Source organism: Paenibacillus sp. 79R4, assembly GCF_013393165.1.
Lineage (GTDB): Bacteria > Bacillota > Bacilli > Paenibacillales > Paenibacillaceae > Fontibacillus.
In genome coordinates this window covers 237,838-255,860 of the sequence record NZ_QJOT01000008.1, presented here as the reverse complement: position 1 = coordinate 255,860, position 18,023 = coordinate 237,838, and the positions used below count along the sequence as shown (strand labels likewise).

18 protein-coding genes and 1 pseudogene are annotated in these 18,023 nt (G+C 47.7%); 11 read left to right on the top strand and 8 right to left on the bottom strand.

Going from position 1 to position 18,023, the window contains the following annotated elements; all coding sequences use genetic code 11:
- Positions 1-13: 13 nt before the first annotated feature.
- Entirely contained in the window at positions 14-874 is an 861-nt protein-coding gene (locus DMN77_RS13775) for a MurR/RpiR family transcriptional regulator (RefSeq protein WP_068782467.1), read from the top strand.
- Between the two features lie 55 nt (positions 875-929).
- On the opposite strand, the pseudogene DMN77_RS13770 reads toward DMN77_RS13775, so the two are convergent.
- From DMN77_RS13770 to DMN77_RS13760, 3 genes and pseudogenes are all read right to left on the bottom strand, one after another.
- Positions 930-1,280: pseudogene (locus tag DMN77_RS13770) on the bottom strand (LrgB family protein); the annotation flags it as partial.
- 38 nt (positions 1,281-1,318) lie between these two features.
- Positions 1,319-1,714, bottom strand: a complete 396-nt coding sequence (locus DMN77_RS13765; RefSeq protein WP_068782469.1) for a hypothetical protein — start codon at positions 1,712-1,714, stop codon at positions 1,319-1,321.
- A gap of 22 nt (positions 1,715-1,736) precedes the next feature.
- Positions 1,737-2,696: an NADP-dependent oxidoreductase gene (locus tag DMN77_RS13760; RefSeq protein ID WP_256872387.1), complete on the bottom strand. Its 960-nt coding sequence runs from the start codon at positions 2,694-2,696 to the stop codon at positions 1,737-1,739.
- 142 nt (positions 2,697-2,838) lie between these two features.
- Between DMN77_RS13760 and DMN77_RS13755 the strand changes: the two genes are divergently transcribed.
- The 3 genes from DMN77_RS13755 (at position 2,839) to DMN77_RS13745 (ending at position 4,030) form a co-directional block, all read left to right on the top strand.
- Positions 2,839-3,201 (top strand): winged helix-turn-helix transcriptional regulator, encoded by a 363-nt coding sequence (locus tag DMN77_RS13755; protein ID WP_068782470.1) that lies wholly within the window; start codon positions 2,839-2,841, stop codon positions 3,199-3,201.
- 91 nt (positions 3,202-3,292) lie between these two features.
- Positions 3,293-3,619 carry a hypothetical protein gene (locus tag DMN77_RS13750; protein ID WP_256872386.1) on the top strand — a complete coding sequence of 109 codons (327 nt, stop codon included), beginning with the start codon at positions 3,293-3,295 and terminating at the stop codon, positions 3,617-3,619.
- Positions 3,620-3,670: 51 nt separating this feature from the next.
- Positions 3,671-4,030: an SIS domain-containing protein gene (locus DMN77_RS13745; protein ID WP_256872385.1), complete on the top strand. Its 360-nt coding sequence runs from the start codon at positions 3,671-3,673 to the stop codon at positions 4,028-4,030.
- Positions 4,031-4,201: 171 nt separating this feature from the next.
- On the opposite strand, the gene DMN77_RS13740 is transcribed toward DMN77_RS13745, so the two are convergent.
- The 3 genes from DMN77_RS13740 to DMN77_RS13730 all read right to left on the bottom strand — a co-directional run bounded on the left by DMN77_RS13740 (position 4,202) and on the right by DMN77_RS13730 (position 6,097).
- Complete coding sequence (locus tag DMN77_RS13740) at positions 4,202-4,888, bottom strand: LrgB family protein (RefSeq protein WP_068782472.1); 687 nt, start codon at positions 4,886-4,888, stop codon at positions 4,202-4,204.
- Positions 4,888-5,298: a CidA/LrgA family holin-like protein gene (locus DMN77_RS13735; protein WP_068782473.1), complete on the bottom strand. Its 411-nt coding sequence runs from the start codon at positions 5,296-5,298 to the stop codon at positions 4,888-4,890. Before DMN77_RS13735 ends, DMN77_RS13740 begins: the two co-directional genes overlap by 1 nt.
- Positions 5,299-5,458: 160 nt before the next feature.
- Positions 5,459-6,097 carry a Vat family streptogramin A O-acetyltransferase gene (locus DMN77_RS13730; RefSeq protein WP_068782474.1) on the bottom strand — a complete coding sequence of 213 codons (639 nt, stop codon included), beginning with the start codon at positions 6,095-6,097 and terminating at the stop codon, positions 5,459-5,461.
- Between the two features lie 149 nt (positions 6,098-6,246).
- On the opposite strand from DMN77_RS13730, the gene DMN77_RS13725 reads away from it, so the two are divergent.
- The 6 genes from DMN77_RS13725 (at position 6,247) to DMN77_RS13700 (ending at position 12,760) form a co-directional block, all read left to right on the top strand.
- A complete protein-coding gene (locus DMN77_RS13725; protein ID WP_179015443.1) occupies positions 6,247-6,798 on the top strand; it encodes a glycerol-3-phosphate responsive antiterminator in 552 nt (183 codons plus the stop codon).
- Between the two features lie 776 nt (positions 6,799-7,574).
- Positions 7,575-8,921, top strand: coding sequence for an ABC transporter substrate-binding protein (locus tag DMN77_RS13720; RefSeq protein WP_068782476.1), 1,347 nt, complete (start codon positions 7,575-7,577; stop codon positions 8,919-8,921).
- Between the two features lie 2 nt (positions 8,922-8,923).
- Positions 8,924-9,892: a carbohydrate ABC transporter permease gene (locus DMN77_RS13715; protein ID WP_179015482.1), complete on the top strand. Its 969-nt coding sequence runs from the start codon at positions 8,924-8,926 to the stop codon at positions 9,890-9,892.
- The gene (locus DMN77_RS13710) at positions 9,882-10,739 is read left to right on the top strand and encodes a carbohydrate ABC transporter permease (protein WP_068782477.1); all 858 of its coding nucleotides are present in this window, start codon (positions 9,882-9,884) and stop codon (positions 10,737-10,739) included. The genes DMN77_RS13715 and DMN77_RS13710 overlap by 11 nt, the downstream gene beginning before the upstream one ends.
- Before the next feature lie 443 nt (positions 10,740-11,182).
- A complete protein-coding gene (locus tag DMN77_RS13705) occupies positions 11,183-12,034 on the top strand; it encodes an HAD family hydrolase (protein ID WP_179015442.1) in 852 nt (283 codons plus the stop codon).
- A 3-nt stretch (positions 12,035-12,037) separates the two neighbouring features.
- The gene (locus DMN77_RS13700) at positions 12,038-12,760 is read left to right on the top strand and encodes a glycerophosphodiester phosphodiesterase (protein WP_068782479.1); all 723 of its coding nucleotides are present in this window, start codon (positions 12,038-12,040) and stop codon (positions 12,758-12,760) included.
- A gap of 80 nt (positions 12,761-12,840) precedes the next feature.
- On the opposite strand, the gene DMN77_RS13695 is transcribed toward DMN77_RS13700, so the two are convergent.
- Positions 12,841-15,126 (bottom strand): ATP-dependent DNA helicase, encoded by a 2,286-nt coding sequence (locus tag DMN77_RS13695; protein ID WP_179015441.1) that lies wholly within the window; start codon positions 15,124-15,126, stop codon positions 12,841-12,843.
- A gap of 234 nt (positions 15,127-15,360) precedes the next feature.
- Here DMN77_RS13695 and DMN77_RS13690 point away from each other — a divergent pair, with 234 nt between their 5' ends.
- Entirely contained in the window at positions 15,361-15,531 is a 171-nt protein-coding gene (locus DMN77_RS13690; RefSeq protein ID WP_157259363.1) for a hypothetical protein, read from the top strand.
- 79 nt (positions 15,532-15,610) lie between these two features.
- On the opposite strand, the gene DMN77_RS13685 is transcribed toward DMN77_RS13690, so the two are convergent.
- Complete coding sequence (locus DMN77_RS13685) at positions 15,611-17,536, bottom strand: endonuclease MutS2 (RefSeq protein ID WP_179015440.1); 1,926 nt, start codon at positions 17,534-17,536, stop codon at positions 15,611-15,613.
- Positions 17,537-18,023: the final 487 nt, after the last annotated feature.

The window sequence follows — 18,023 nt, the reverse complement described above, 5'->3', positions numbered from 1 at the left end:
AGGAGGAGGTATCATGTCTTCACAGGTTCCGGCCGTCATCGCCAAGATCGTATCCCAGACGCAAAAATTAACCTACGGTGAAAATCAAATCGCCAATTTTGTTATACACAATCCGGACTTTATTACGCGCAACACGATCACGGCCATTGCTAATGAAATCGGCGTATCGGAGACAAGTATCAACCGCTTCTGTAAAAAGGTCGGATTCAAGGGCTTCAACGATTTTAAGATCGCTTTCGCCCAGGACGCCTTCTACCGGGATATGCAGGCCAAGAAGAAAGAGAGACGGGAGATCAATCCCATCGACGCGCTTGCGCTCGATTATAATGAACTGATCGTGAACACCTCCGCGCTGGTTACGGAGGAGCAGCTTACCCGGGTGGTCGACATACTTAAGGGAGCCCGGCGCATATTCATTATCGGTATGTTCGATTCTTATCTGGCGGCCATCGCCTTGAAGAATCGCTTGTCCATTATCGGCATTATGGCTGAAGCGGTCAACGACAGCCGTGCCATGAAGATCGCCGCCGCCCAATGCGGCAAGGAAGACGCGGTTGTCGCCTTCTCTCGCTCCGGTTCAACCAAGGAGATCGTGGAGACCGTCGCGATTGCGCAGGTCCATCAGGTCAAGACGATTGCGATCACCTGTTATGATTCGTCACCCATTACAGAGAATTCGGATGTAAATATCATCGTACCGGATAAAATATCGGTGAATAACAGTGCGCTGATGTCCAATCACATCACATTCCTGTTCGTCGTCGATCTGATCATGAGCATCTTCATCTCATCGGACAAGGCTTACCTCAAGAAGAAGCTCGACAGCGAGGCCGTTCTGGCCAGCGATCAAGCGATGACCAACTATTATTTATGAAGCTAAATATGGGTTCAATGAAGAGCGCCCTTTCCATTGCGGAAAGGGCGCTTCTTTATGGATACATCATCGAAACCACTAACGGACCGATGCATGAACCGACAATCGCACAAACCGTCATCGCCACCGAGCTCATGGAGACGGATCGTTCACCATATTCCAATGCTTTTGCAGTTCCTAACGCATGAGAAGCAGTCCCTAGACCAATTCTGATTCCAACTTCACTTTGAATTCGAAATAGCTTGATGATCAAAGGCCCGCCAATCGCGCCCGTAAATCCGGCAATCATGACAAATACAGAGGTTAAGGAAGAGTCCCCACCTAAGCTGCTTGAAATCTGAATGGCTACGGGTGTAGTGATCGATTTAGGTAGTATAGATAGAATATATAGTCTACTATGATGGAAGCACTTCAAAACGGGCGGCTTTTCATATATCTCACATGTTAATCTCTTAATGATTTCATGATTAAACCGAAGTTTTTTTCGAAATCTTTGTACGGATTCACATTTTTTTGGCCATGAATTTTTGAAGCATAGCTCGCAAAGTTCAGTCCGGCACCGTAAATCTGTAATGCTCCATTTGCCAAATCGCCTTTTTGAATCAGCTCGATTCCATCTTTTAGGAAGTTTTCACTTTCGTCAAAGTGGCATTCCGTAATATATTTATCGCCTGAGTGATATAATTTTAAATTTTCTAGAATTTTATTTGCTGTTTCTTCACTAATCGAAGCCTCTACGTTCATTAACAATTGGTTAATGGGTTTTACTAGTTTAGCATATTGACTATCATATTGATCACATGTTTCAGCAATTTTAGTTCTTAATTCTTGTGCGTTCATCGTTCATCTTCTCCCAACATTTTTAGTGTTCTATATCTTCATTTGAATGAATTTCCAACAAAATTCTTCCTCTAGCGTGCCCTGTTTGACTTTTTTCATGTGCTTTTTTCACTTCACCTAAAGGGTAAATACGTTCAATTTCCGATGAAATGTTACCGTCCGCAAGTAGTTGGGCGATGGTCCTTAAATTGTTCATTGTGACTTGTTTCGTATTAAAATGGACTTGAATGCCGTATTCTTTGGCCTTTTCTGAAGAAAGAGGCTGCGTAAGGCTAACTAATGTTCCACCTTTTCTCACGATATTCCAAGATTGCTCCAACGTATGTCCACCCACAGTATCAACGACTAAGTCAAATGGATCTATAATATCCTCAAGGGCGGTTTTTTGATAATCAATGACTTCATCTGCACCTAATGATTTTACGAATTCAACGTTATTGGTTGAAGCGGTACCCACCACCTTTGCCCCGCGCCATTTGGCGAGCTGAATAGCAAATTGTCCTACGCCTCCAGCAGCAGCATGAATCAGAACATTTTGATTCGGTTGTAAGTTTCCTTCACTAAATATCGCCTTCCATGCAGGAGCGGCACCTGCTGTTATCGTAGCAGCACTCTCATAAGTCAATCCGTTTGGCATAGGTAATATATGTTTTTCAGTGGAGAGCGTATATTCCGCGTAACCACCATGCGTCGAAGAACCGAAAACAGCTTGACCTACTTTAAAATTCGTTACCTTTTGTCCCACTTTTTCAACGACTCCCGAAATGGAGCCTCCAGGAATATAAGGGAAGGTTTTAGGAAACACACTATGCAAGAACCCTTTACGCATTTTCCAATCAAATGGGGTTACCGTTGTGTATCGGACTTTGATCAGAATCTCATTGTCTTTTGGTTCAGGGAGCTCGATACGTTCATGTTTCAGAACATCAGTATCTCCATATTGATGTACTCTAATGGCGTTCATTACCGGTGAAGACATCATATTTCAACTCCCTATATCGATGTACCAGCTGGTTTTTTAAGGCCTAGTCATATACTATAGTAAAGGGATCGTTTATAAAAGTAGTAACATTTTTATAACCTAGTCACAAAAAAGAGACTATTGTATAAGGAAGGGATGTTTCATGAGTCTAAATAAAAAAATAAATTCAAACCTACCTGAAAATAAGTGCTCTGTCTCGTATACACAGCAATTAATCGCAGGAAGATGGAAATTAGTCATTATGTGGCATTTAAGTCAGGAAACCAGACGTTTCAACGAGCTTCAAAAGCTCTTGCCTGGTGTATCCAAAGGAATTCTAACCAGACAACTCAGGGAAATGGAAGAGGACGGACTAGTTCATAGAGAAGTCTATAAAGAAGTCCCGCCTAAAGTTGAATATTCATTAACAAAAGAAGGACAAGAATTCCTTCCGATCCTTACAAGTATGGGGAATTGGGGAGCAAAGCACAGAGAAATTCTAGAGCAGAAGAAAAACAATAAGTAAGATTCATGGATGGGAATTATCCCATGAGATTAGCAAAACGGAGGTCCCCAAAAAACGAGGAGCCTCCGTTTGCTTTTCTATGCTTTTAAAAATGGGTATCTGCGTAAGCTGGATTTGGATATTTGTAAAAGCCTTCGCCGGCGCGATCGTTACGATCCTGCTCACCTGGCCGAAGCGTCCAGTTCATATCCTCTCCAGTGCATTAGTGGAAGGAATTCAGGACGTTGCTGGCGCGATGGGACTCATGATTGGTATCGGCATCCTGCTCAGCTCCGTTATGTCTCCGCAAGTATCGGCGGTCATCTCGCCGCTGATCGAGACGGTATTGCCGAATACACCACTGTTGTTTATCCTGTTCTTCACGATTCTGTCGCCGCTTGCTATCTACCGCGGACCGCTAAACGTATCGGGACCTTGAAGAATCGCTTGTCCATTATCGGCATTATGGCTGTTCAACGACAGCCGTGCCATGAAGATCGCCGCCGCCCAATCCGGCAAAGAAGATGCCTTTGTGGCATTCTCTCGCTCCGGTTCAACGAAGGAAATCGTGGAGACCGTCGCGATTGCGCAGGTCCATCAGGTCAAGACGATGGCGATCACCTGTTATGATTCGTCACCAATTACAGAGAATTCGGACGTGAACATCATCATACCGGATAAGATATCGGTTAATAACAGCGCGCTGATGTCCAATCACATCACGTTCCTGTTTGTCGTCGATCTGATCATGAGCATCTTCATCTCGTCGGACAAGACTTACCTCAAGAAGAAGCTCGACAGTGAGACCGTTCTGGCTAGCGATCAAGCGGTGACTAACTATTATTTATGATGCTCCATGGGTTCAAGAGGCGTCCTTTCCAACACAGAAGGGGCGCTTTTTTATGGCAAGCGGGGAATTGGATAGCCTCCCCTTCTCTCTTTGCCCGTAGATTGCAGCCGCACAAAAAAAGGCCACCCCAAAGGGCAGTCCTTCTTGCCAATCATCAGTCCATTAAGCGGCTTATGGATAAACCATCCACACTACAAACGGGCCAACGCATGAACCTACAATCGCACAAACCGTCATCGCTACCGAGCTCATGGAGACGGATCGTTCGCCATATTCCAATGCTTTTGCAGTTCCCAGCGCATGAGAGGCAGTTCCTAAGCCAATCCCGATTCCAACCTCGCTTTCAATTCGAAACAGCTTTATGATCAAAGGTCCGCCAATCGCCCCCGTAAATCCGGCTATCATAACAAATACGGAGGTTAAAGAAGAGTCCCCTCCCAAGCTGCCTGAAATCTGGATAGCCACTGGTGTAGTGATCGATTTAGGCAGTATAGATAAAATATATAGTTTCGAGAATCCTAATCCTGCCGCTAGAAGGAGTCCGCTAAACATCCCTACAAGCAGTCCCACCACCGTTCCCCCCAAGATCGCCGGGAGATTCTGGGCGAGGACCTTACGTTGTTTATACAGAGGGTAAGCAAGAGACACTACAGCAGGACCGAGCAGCTTGTTGATCCACTGACCACCTATCATATAGGTGTCATACGGAATATGAAAATAGATGAGTATCCCTACAACAATAACTGTCGCTGTAAGCGCGGGAATAAGTACAGGATTGCGAAATCGTCTATACACCCACGACATCATTAAATAAATAGCTACATTCAGTAGAACAATACCTGTCGCGATAAAAAACATTATATTTCCTTCCCCTTTTCGCTTAATCTCTCGCCACTCCAGCCCGCTTTCCTCTTGCTGTTAAGGCTAGAAAGCCAGTGACTAGAATGTGCAGCTGCAGCAATCGTGAGCACACTGCTAACGATAAGGATCAGGATTAACAGTAAACCTCTCCCACTAAAAATATCCATATGGTTCACAATCCCAGCCGTCGCTGGAATAAAAAATAACGGAAGATAAGCTAATATCGTGGTGGCACCATCTTCTATCCACTTCAAGGGGATAACCTTGAAAAGCAATAGAACAAAGAGTAACAGTAAGCCTACGATACTTCCGGACACAGGAAGATGCAATTTCTTTTGTAGATATTCCCCAACGATGTAGAACAAATATAGCAGCAACACTTGGATAATAATACGAATGATTTTCATGATGCAAAGATCCCTTCAAATTAAACGACCACCTGCCATAACAGGTGGTTGTAACTCCGACTAAAACTCATTTTAATTGGGCTACCTTATTAAGGGTATCAGAGTTTTCTTGAAAGTGTTAATGATATTCCGAATCTTATATGAAAAAATCATATTAGTTTTATTTAATCTCTTTAATTCTAGTTAAGTCACTGCTGCATAACACTTCAAGATTATTAAAGATTTTCTCCGCATCCCAATCCCACCACTTCAGTGCTTCGAGATATTCAATCATCTCATCATCAAAACGTTGTCTAATCACTTTACAAGGATTTCCCCCAGCTATACTATACGCCGGGATATCCTTCACTACCGTAGAATTAGCAGCAATGACTGCTCCATTACCAATATGCACCCCAGGCATAACCGTAACATTCTGTCCAATCCACACATCGTTACCGATCACGGTATCCCCTTTTATAGGAAGATCTTTTAAATCCGGAACTGCTTGCTCCCAACCATGAGCCATAATATTGAAAGGATAGGTCGTCACCGAACTCATCCGATGGTTGGCACCATTCATCACAAATTCAATCCCTTTGGCAATCGCACAGAACTTCCCTATGATCAGCTTGTCTCCAATAAATTCATAGTGATGTGTCACATGCTCCTCAAACTTCTCCGCCCCATGGATATCATCATAATACGTATAATCACCTACTATAATATTGTCTCTGGTAATTGCATTTTTGATATAACAGATACTTTTGATTTGTTCATTAGGATAAAGCGCATTCGGATTCGGTCCATGTAATTTCATAGTGTACGCCTCACTCTCTTTTTGGATCAAACATAGCAGGAATCAGATTTCTTTTCAATGAGCATTACATCCCGTTAACACCGCATTGATCTCAGGCTAACATTCATCATTTAGAATAGAAGCATGTCAACCGGAGAGAGAGGATCATCATGAAACAATTGGACGAATCCCGCCTCCCTGTCATCGCCTCCATCACCAAGCCCGAACAGATCCATGCCGCTCTGACCAGCCAGGTGGAGCGTGTCATCTTAATGACCGGCGATATTCTACAGATGGGCGATATGATGGACAAGCTGCATCTGGCAGGCAAGCAGGTATACGTACATGTGGAGATGGTTGGCGGCATCGGCCGCGATCATTCCGCCATTCAATATTTAGCGGACACCTTCCATATCGACGGTATTGTATCGACGAAGAGCAACGCGATTACTGCGGCCCGAAATGCCGGCATCTCTTCGATTCAACGCATCTTCGCCATCGATACCGCTGCGGTAGAGACAGCGATTAAGGTGATTACCAGCGCGCAGCCGAATGAAGTTGAGCTGATGCCAGGCTTGATGCCGAGAATCATCGGTGAGCTCAAAGCGCGGATTCAACGGCCCCTGATCGTAGGCGGGCTAATCCGTCACGAGGAAGAGATCCAAATCGCGCTCGGAAGTGGCGCAGACTATGTATCGATCGGCGACCAGCGCTTCTGGTAAGCGGGCGATCATGAAATAACCACTTTCTCACTTTTTAACGAAACTGTGGATCGTTATTTGCATGCAAATGGGCCGATAAAAATTGTAACGAAACAGGGTATCGTTATTTGTGCCAATCCGGGACAAAACAGCGATATTCGGCCAAAATAGCGATATGACGTTTCGTTAGATTCGAAATGTCTTCGTCTTTACGGAAATAACGATATAGAGTTTCGTTAGAGGTTCAGCAATTCAATTTCATATATTTTCTTTTGGGTGGAGACGATGAGATAACCCAAGGGCACATGACATGCAATCCTAATTCACAGGAGGTGGTATGCGCTTTTGGCTGTTTTTTCAATCGTCTCTTTTTCGTAGTTGTTCAAAAATTCCGCTTTTGATAAGAAAACCTGATCGAGGTCAGTTCAAGGATGCGCGACCGCGATTCAAAGGTAGGTTTTCTTGCGATATAGAATTTCATCAGCGTAGCTGATAACTTATAAATTCTATATCTAACACGAAGTGGCCCAAGAAGTGGATCAGCATCGAATCTTGAATTCACCCGGGCCTTCCGGTGCTCACGTACAAACTACAAGCAAATGCTTCCGATGTCGTTTTCTACGAAAACGTGTAGCTCCGCTCCTCAGACCCTAGCTTCATCCAACTGAAGCGTTTTGAAAAAACGCACATCGGAAGCATAAGCTTCGGTGCTGAAAACCGGACTTTTTGAACTCTCATTTTAAACTTGCATTTAAAAAATCACTTATCCCGTTATAAGGAAAGGAGTTTTCATATCCATGAAAACCTTGAAATGGTTAAACCCGGTGCTCGCCCTCATCCTCACCTTGACACTGGCGGCATGCGGCGGTAATACAAATACGGCTGGCAGCGCTGATGCGGCTGGTCAAGGAAATAACTCTTCCGCAGCGGTAGCTGACTCCGGTCTCAAAGACGATACCACGCCTGTCAAGATCCAATACTGGCACGCTCATGGCGATGCTCAGATCGAAGGCTTGAACAAAATGATCGAGGCTTTCCAGGCCAAATATCCGCATATTACGGTAGAACCGGTATTTCAAGGCGGCTATGACGATCTTCATAAAAAACTTCAAGCAGCCGTTGCCGCAGGCGATGTTCCTGCCGTAACAAATGTCGAAGTCGCTTCCCTGCCGAATTTCGCGGATAGCGGCGTGTTCGCCGATCTTACGCCTTATATCCAGCGCGATGCAATAGATACCAACGATTTTGCCAAAGGTATGCTGCAGGCTTACGCCTACAATGGCAAGCAGTTTGGCTTCCCGCTGATCGTCAGCACGAGCGTGTTCGTATACAACAAAACCTTGCTTGACGAGCTTGGCGTACAACCGCCGCAAACCTGGGATGAGATCGAAGCTTTTAATGAGAAAGTAACCGAACGCAAGGACGGCAAGACGACCCGTTATGCCTTCGCTGTTCCTGGCTGGGACACTTGGTATTATGATCCCTGGTTGATCAATGGCGGCGGGCAGATTCTGAATGAAGAAGGCAAAGCGGCCGTTGATACCCCGGAATCGCTGCGCTACGTGCAGAATTTTCAGAAATGGATCCAGGAAGGATCGATGCAAATGGGCTACGGAAAAGGCGCTTCGGACAATATGCGTCAGATGTTCCTCGGTGGCCAAATCGCAATGGTTGAGCATACTTCAGCGATGCTGAAGACTTACCGTGAAAATGCCAGCTTCGAGGTTGGCGTATCCTTCCTGCCAGGAGACAAGACTCGCACCTCCAACATCGGCGGCGCCGGAATCGTGATCATGGACGGAGCTAGCGATCTGGAGAAAGAAGCCGCTTGGAAGTTCGTGCAATTCATGACCGCAGCTGAGAACAACATCGGTTGGGCGGAATCGGTAGGCTACCTGCCAACTCGCAAATCAGCGCTGGAGACAGAGGAAGGCAAAGCCTATTTTGGGCGCTGGCCGCAATATAAGGCTGTATTCGACAACTTCGATAACGTTACTCCACGTCTGCAGCACCCGGCTTATCCGGAGTTCAGCTCCGTGTATAAAGAAGTGATCGGCGAAATGGTTCTGAACCAGGCTGACCCTGCACAGCTGATGCCGGAAGCCGCCAAGAAAATGAACGAAATTCTTGAGGATTATGAATGATGATGAACAGCAATTCGCAATCGCAATCAGCTCCATTGATCAGGGAGACGACCGCCAAGGCGGACGTCTCTCCTTACAGCAGCAAGAAGTATCTTCAATGGATAGAGAAAGCCAAAGACTTCATGTTCGCCGTCCCGGCGCTGATATTCCTTGGCGTGTTCTTGTATTACCCGCTGATGAACTCGGTCTATATCAGCTTCACGAACTGGAATATGACCAAGCCGGTGAAGAAATTCGTCGGCACGGACAACTATGTCAAGCTATTCAAAAATGAGGATCTGTACCAGTCGCTTAAGGTCACTTTGCATTACACGCTGCTTGATGTCGTATTGACCCTGACGATCGGCCTGATGCTGGCGCTGCTATTTAACGTATTCCGTTCCAAAATGTATGCGGTCATGCGCGGAATCATCTTCATGCCGCATTATATCTCCATGGTTATCGCGGCGATGGTATTTACCTGGATTTACAACGGGCAATACGGTTTGCTTAATCGTGTTACCGATCTCATGGGGCTTGAACCGATTCAGTGGCTGACCAACCCATCCACGGCATTGCCTGCCCTGGTCGCGGTCTCGGTCTGGAAAGGCATCGGCTTCGCCATGATGCTGTTCATCTCCGGCATGCGCGGCATCCCAAATGAATATTATGAGGCCGCCGCCATCGACGGCGCCTCCGGGCTGAGCCGCTTCCGCTACATTACGCTGCCGCTGTTGTCGCCAATGACGTTATTCCTTGTCATTACGACCTTTATCTCGTCCATGCAGGTGTTCCAATCCATCGACATTATGACCAACGGCGGACCGCTGCAAGCGACGAATGCGATTGTCTACTGGATCTACACGATGGCCTTTACGGAATTCAAGACTGGCAGAGCCTCGGCCCTGGTCATGATCCTATTCGTCATCATCCTTGTATTAACGATTATCCAATGGCTCGTCAGCAGAAAGCAGGTGCACTATGAGGGATAGCAGAATGGCCGGGGAGAAGCAGCACCGTCTGCGTTTCACCCTGCGTACAGTGCTTGGCATTGCGGTGACTGTTCTGATCTTTTTCCCGATTTATTGGCTTCTGATCAGCTCCTTCAAGACTCAAGCGGAGATGCGGCTGGCCGTGCCAACGTTATGGCCCAAGTCGTTCCATTGGAGCAATTATGCCGAAGCGTTCCGGGTCATCCCTTATGCCCGCTTCTTCATGAACACCCTGGTCATGTCGGCCGGTATCGTCATTCTCCAGCTGAATGTTGCGCTGATGGCGGCCTTCGCTTTTGCCAAGGGAAGGTTCTGGGGCAAGGAAATCCTGTTCTTCCTCGTCCTGGCCGCGCTGATCGTGCCGGATCAGGTTACTTTCGTACCGGTGTATGTGATGATGTCGAAGGTGCACTGGCTCGATACATTCTGGGCGCTCATTGTCCCAAGCGGAGCATCGGCCTACGGAATCTTCCTGCTTCGCCAGGCATTCAAGTCGCTGAACAACGACGTGCTGGAAGCCGCCCGCGTCGACGGCGCCGGCAGATTTACGATACTCTATCGCATCCTGCTGCCAATGGCTAAACCGACGGTTGTTACGCTGGGGGTGCTGACCTTCATCTCGTCCTGGAACTCTTACTTTTGGCCGTTGATTATGACCAACACGAACAATATGCGCGTGCTGTCGGTTGGCATCGCCATGCTGCGCGACTCGATCGCCGGGGACGAAGCGATGTACTTCCACATCATTATGGCCGCCAGCGTCATGGCGATCATCCCGATCGTGCTCGTCTTTACGGTCATGCAGAAGCATATCGTCTCGGCTATGGCCCATTCGACTTTTAAATAATATGGAAGGTGCTGGGAGTTGGAGATTTCCATAGTGCCAACACGTAGTTCAAGCTCGTAATTCCAACACGTTTGCGTCTAACGAAACTACAGATCGTTATTTCCTCAAAAACAACGGCAATAAAAATCTAACGAAACGCTATATCGTTATTGGGGAGAAATACAGCCGTTAAACCCCAAATTCGCTGCAATAACGATACCCTGTTTCGTTAAAATTTTTGACAGCCTATTTGGCTCAAAATAACGATACCCTGTTTCGTTAGAGGAGGCGAAGCGGAAACCGCCTTTGAAGCGCGGCCCCTTCATTCCCTGAAAGGGCCACGGGCGGAGGTTTTCTATCAACAGTGAAACTTTTTGAATTTCTTTTACCGCACAAGTTACGGTGGAGAATAGAGACAACCTTCTAACTGACGCGGAAGACCTATTACAGAAGGGATGTTGTTCGTGAATCCAATTCGACTCATCGTTAGCGATTTGGACGGTACATTGCTCTCCGCCGATCATACCTTGCCAAGCTCTGCCGCAACTGCCATTCGTGAGTACATTAGCCGCGGAGGCTGCTTCACACTGGCAACCGGACGGCCTTTTATTACAGCGCGTCCGATTATCCAGCAGCTGGGACTCGATCTGCCGGTTATTCTCTGCAACGGTGCCGTGGTAGCCCGGGCGAATGGAACGCTGCTTGAACGCTGCGGGATTCCCCTGGCCAGCCTGTATGATCTGCTAAGCGCAGCGAAGCTGTCCGGGCTGGATATCCTGCTTTTTTGCGGGGACGAGGTGTTGACCTTGGCCAGAAATATAAATATCGCTGCTTATGAACGAAAAGAAGGCGTTCCTTGTTCTCTTCTCCGTCTGCATGAAATCCAGAAATGCGGCACAGAGATTGAAAAGGCGATTTTACTCGGCCCGGTTGAGCAAAGCCGCCGTTTGTTCGCTGAATTCGTAGATCGTTCATCAGCGCTGCACTCCTCTATCGCCGCTTTTCAATCGGAGGACAATTATCTGGAATTGGTTCCAGGCCAAGTCAGTAAAGGAACGGCTCTTCAGCAGATCGCAGCCAGCCTGGAGATTCCTCTGGAACAGGTGATGGCGATCGGGAACCAGCTCAATGACCTGCCGATGCTGGAAGCCGCGGGTATTGGCGTGGCGGTTGCGAATAGTCCCGCTGAATTGAAGCAAGCCGCCGACTATGTCTGCGAGGCTAGCTATAGCGAGGGCGTACTGGAAGCAATGGAACATTATATAGATGCCGTAGATCGCCGTTTTCAAAATTATATAGAAAAGCTGGAGGTATGAGAAATGTCTAAAATACACGGGATTGCCCACCGCGGCTATCCACTCAAGCATCCGGAAAATACGCTGCGCGGCTTTCGGGCCGCCCTCGAATTAGGCTTCGATCATCTGGAACTGGATGTGCAATTAACAAGCGATGGCGTACCTGTGGTCATCCATGACGCAACCCTGGACAGAACGACGGGCGGGCAAGGCCTGGTCCGCTCGCATACATGGGAACAACTGATGCAGCTGGATGCGGGGGACGGGGAGCGAATCCCGACTCTGGAGCAAGCACTGCTGCTCTTGAAGGATCGGCTGACCGTCGATATCGAGCTGAAGCAAACGGGGGATGCCATGCCTGGCCTGGAGCAGACCGTGCTTGAGACCATTCATCGCTTGGGTATGAGGGAGCAGGTAATTCTCTCCTCCTTCGATCATTACGCCATCGAACGGGTAAGAGCGCTCGACTCCAAGATCGCCATAGGCCTGATTTCTTACGGAGCTTCGGCTTCCCTGTTTCCTTATCTCGCACAGCTTCGCGGCACATATTTGTCCGTTAAGCACGTCTACGTTACTCCATCCTTTATCGAACGCTGCCGCGAAGAAGACGTCCGGCTGATGGTCTGGACTCCTGATGATGATGCCTCCCTCCGGGCCTGGTCCGAGTATCCTGACCTGCTCGTCTGCACGAACAATTTGGAGGGCTGGATCTCCGTCACAGCAGCAAGACAAGCTCAGCTGTCCTAAGTATTTAAGCTACAACTGGCATTCTTTCGGAGTTGGACAGGTCAACCAATCCAACTCCAAGAATGCCAGTTCTCTTCCCTCTATCTCCACTCCTCCGGCAATAGACCTGCATAATGCGGCTGCAGATAGCGATCATCGATCAATAGCAGTCTCCCATGATCCGTCTCGGTGCGAATAAGCCGGCCTCCGGCCTGAAGCACCTTATTCATCCCGGGATAGACATAGGCATAATCGAACCCGTTCTTGCCTCCTGCATGGAAGTAATCGCGAATAATGTTCCGTTCCAGGCCGATCTGCGGCAAGCCTACCCCGATGATTGCTACGCCTGTCAGACGATCACCCACCAGATCAATTCCCTCGGAGAAAATGCCGCCCATTACCGCAAAGCCAGCCAAGGTTCCCTCATGATCAGCCTCGAACGCTGCCAGGAAGCCCTCCCGTTCTTCTTCTGTCATATCCCCCCGCTGCAGCAGTATGCGCAGTTCTGCCTGATTCGCAAAGACTTCCGTAAACGCTTCGTAGACCAGATTCATATAGGCATAGGAAGGGAAAAAGAACAGATAATTGCCCCGATGCCCCTCCATCATCTGTCTAAGCAGCTCTGCCACCTGCAGCTTCGTCCCCTCCCGGTCATGGTAACGCGTAGATAACGGCTTAATCTGCACCTCAAGCTGTTCGCGATGGAAGGGGGAGGGGAGCGATAAGGTATAGTCCTGCTCCCTCGCCCCCAGCATATCCCGATAATAAGACATCGGTGTTAACGTCGCTGAGAAATATATATGCGAGCAGTAGCCCTTCCCCATCTCCCGCAGCAGATGAGAAGGATCAAGACAGAACAGCTTAATGGATACTTCCCTTGAGGAAATTTCCGCATAGGTCACGAATCTCTCGTCATACAGCTTGCTGATCCTAACGAAGCTCTGCGCCGCGAAATAGGTCTGCAGCAGCAATTGTCCCTGTACCCCATCCTGACGCAAACTTAGCTCCTGCTCCGCTGCAAGGATGAAATGCTCGACCGTTTCTACCAGCTGCGCCGGAGCCTGCCGGGATACCAGCTCCTTCCTGTCCATAGCGTCTTTACGCAATTGAATGAAGAAGCCATTCACGGCCTTGGCTGCCTGATGCACCTCCGCGTTAAGACCTTTATACTCCCGCTGTAAACTCAGGAAATCCCCTTTATTCAGGGACGCCGAATACATCTCGCGGGCCCGATCCACCAAGTTATGAGCCTCATCGATCAACAACGCGGTGCGGCTCTTCGACTCTGCAAACATCCTTTTCAGAGATACCCTCGGATCAAAAATATAGTTATAATCGCAAATCACCACATCCGCCGCATAGGCAAGATCAAGCGAAAACTCAAACGGACACACCCGGTGCTTGTACGCATATTCTACAATCTTCTTACGACCGATCAGCGTCTCATTTGCCAATATATCAAGAACAGCCCCGTTAATTCGATCATAATATCCGTCCGCGAAGGGGCAATCCTCCTTGCGACAGCTCACCTGATCCTGGGGACAGATCTTCTCTTTGGCGGTAATTGTAACTACATGCAAATGCAAGCCTTTGACTTGCAGCAAAGAGAACGTATCCTCCGCAGCTGTACGGGTAATCGTCTTGGCCGTTAAATAGAAAATTCGCTCCAGACGCCCCTCTCCCATCGCCTTCACTGCCGGAAAAGTCGTCGAGATTGTCTTGCCGATCCCCGTTGGGGCCTTGGCAAATAAATGCACTCCCTCGCTGATAACTTTATAGACCGCACCTGCCAATTTGCGCTGTCCGTCCCGGTAAGACGCAAACGGGAAATCCAGCTCGCTAATGCTCTTGTCCCTTGCCATTTGATGATCTCGAATCATTTGTGCATAAGGCGCATATTGCTCGACGATCTCATTTACAAAAGCCTCCAGCTCGGCCAAATCCGCCTCCTGCTGGAACCGTTGCTGTTCTCCGGTAATTACCTGCACATAGGTCAGTTGGACCTTCATTCGTTTGACTTCGTGCTCCCTCGCATACATATAGGCGTAGCATTTGGCCTGTGCCCAATGAACCGGATAGCTCTCCTCCACCACCTGCGGAATGTCGCCGGAGCTCGATTTGATCTCATCGATCATCACCGATCCGTCCTCCATAACCAGCAGCCCATCGCATCTTCCCTCTATGACAAACAGCAGATCCCCGAAGGGGATCTCGGCTGCCCGATAGACTTCCTTCTGATCCGCCTCACCGTAGCTCTTCTGTACCTGCTGATGCGCCTTCGTCCCCTCGGTCAAGGCTGTTCCTGTTCTGAACCCGCTGTCCAGATCCCCGCTGCGGAACGCATATTCAACTAATGGCCTGACAGCGATCTTTACTTGATCCTTCATTATTGCTTCACCCGCCGACTTCTATTAAAGGTTGTTCAAAATGGCCGTTCGCTTTGACTAATCACCGTTATGGAACATTTGTTCTATATTATAACATAAAATAGTAAATTCCCATTGCCCCGAGCTTTTTTCCTCCACACTCCCGACTTTCCGGATTGCGTATCTTTAAAAAAACTATTGTATTTTTATTCATTTGGATGTATATTACTTTTTTGGATCTATTCGCTGGACGAGATGACTTACGACCAAGCGATGGAGGATGCGCGCAGCCATGCTATAGACCAAGCGGTCCTTGCCGGGGCAAATCGCGCTACGGTGCAGATTGTATTGTCCGAGGACATTCCGATCGCGTATCTGCCAGGTAATGCCCTGCTTGTGAAAGTAAAGGCAGCAGGACGCTTGTAATTGATTAACAAACAACCCAGCCAACGATAGAGTTCCTATCCGGGCTGGGTTGTTTGTTAAAATCCGGGCTCCGTAAGCATCAATCCTGCTCTTCAGCGTTTTGTCGACGCTGATTTCGCATCTCCTTCTGCACTTTCCGGAGCGCCTTCTTCGAGCCGCGCTGCATATCATGCTGAAATTTTCGTTCCTGATAGCTCGTGAAGAGCGTGTTCAGATCGTATCCCTCCGGATACAGTTCACTTGCTTGCAGCTCCAGCGATACACGCTTATAATGAACTTCCAGCATCTTCCCCTGAACAAATACGATCAGGTTGTTGAGGGAGTCAAGTCCACGATACACGATAGCACTCTCATTCCGATCCAGCAGCTTAACCTTATCGCCCATAGCATAGACGGGAATTTCCGCTTCCGCAGCGATATCGATATTCTTCGGCTTGCCAACCTTGCTGCTTTGAAGGCGGTCCATGCGATATTCCTTTCGCTGCATATAGCTTTTGGCTCGCTCCAGCACATGCTCCTTCAGCTTCATTTTCCGTGAAATCCACAGCGCGTTGCTTTCGCCCGATTGACCAATCATCAGCCTATATTGAGGCTCCAATGTCTCCTGATCAAACTCCATCGCCGCATTCATAAAGTCACTGTGCATTTCCGAGTATTGCTTGATCTCGCCATAATGCGTAGTTGCCACCGTGATACAGCCCATATGGTAGAACTCCTCCAGAATGGCAATCGCTAGCGCTGCCCCTTCATTCGGCTCGGTGCCGCTGCCGATTTCATCAAATAGCAGTAAGGTATGACGATCTGCCGCATACATAATCTCCGATATATTTTTCATATGGGATGAAAAGGTGCTGAGCGCGTTCTCAAGACTTTGATTATCCCCAATATCTACAAAAACATGGCGGAACAACGCAACCTCAGTTCCCGGCGCAGCCGCAATATGAAAGCCTGACATCGTGGCCAGAGTATTGAGTCCAACCGTTTTCAGCACCACGGTTTTCCCGCCGGCATTGGGTCCCGTAATTACGAGACTTCGATAGGCATCGCCGATCTCAAAGTCAAGCGGCACCACCTTGCCGGTAAGCAAAGGATGTCGGCATGACACCAGCCTTATATAGCCATGATCGTTGATGAGAGGCTCTATGCCATCGAGGCTGCGACTGAATTTGCCCTTGGCAAAGATCATATCGTACTGACTGATTAACTCAATATTGATATTCATGCTCTGCGCATGATCGAATATCAGATTAGACAAGTCTGCAAGAATCTGATATTCCTCCATCGCCTCTTCGGCTTTCAAACTCGCTAATTCCGCATTATATTTCGATACGGAGATCGGTTCGATAAATACCGTAGCCCCCTTCGAAGACACCTCCACAATCGCCCCCGGCACATGGTTTTTATATGCAGCTTTGATCGGAATCGTAAATCGGTCATTCTTTTTGCTTACAAAAAACTCCTGGATATATTCCTTATTTGCACTGTTTTTCAAAAAGCGCTGAAGCTGCTCTTCAATCTTCGCTTCCGCTATATCAATATGTTTGCGAATCCGCTTCAGCTCTTTGCTGGCTGCTGAATCTACCTGATTTCCCTTGATACTTGCCTGAATCCGCTCCTCAATAGGTGCGAACTCGGTCATGGAATAGGCATAAGCGCTAATTTTCGGCGCCAGAAGCTCCCTCTCCTGCATAAAGCTTTTCATTTTGCGGCAGCCGCGCAGGAAATCAGCGATGGCTACGAGCTCAGCAGGATCCAGGATCATCCCCTTCTCAAGCTTATCCATAAAGTTCTGGATATTGGATATGCCCACTAACGGGACGTGACTTTCCGTATCGAGAATCGCCCGGGCCTCAGTTGTCTCGTTCAACCGGGTTTTCACAACGCTCAGGTTTGAGCTCGGTTGCAATTTATCAATAAACTGCTTTCCTAATCCGCTCACACAAAAGCTTTTTACGATTTCTTTCAGTTCGTTGTACTGTAATTTATCAAACGTACTTATATTCATCGGTTTATTCTCCTCACGTAAATGAATCATGACAAGAAGAAACCCTACCCCAATAGATTTCAATAAAGCCGCCCGAGAGGCTGTTCAAAAAGATCCGCTGTGGCTAAGCAAACCTGATCAAGCTTGGTTCAAAGATAGCAACCTGGCGGCCTTTTTTGAACAGGCACCCTATAAATAGACAGCAAAAAAAGCTGTAGGAATCCCACAGCTTTACATTCATGTTCTAGGCATATTTGTTCCGGAAATCTCCGATATATGAATAGAGATCCATCCAAGCCTCATGACGTATTGTAGGGTTCTTCATAGGTAAAACAAATAAACCTACAATATAGGGAAATTTCACACGTCCATCCATCGTCCGTGCCTATATCGTAATGTTTATTTATTCAATTACGACTATTTAGAACCTAACACACTCATAAAGCACCTCATATTGTTCAAAAGATATTTATTGAAATCTAATGATGGAATTATCATATAACAATCT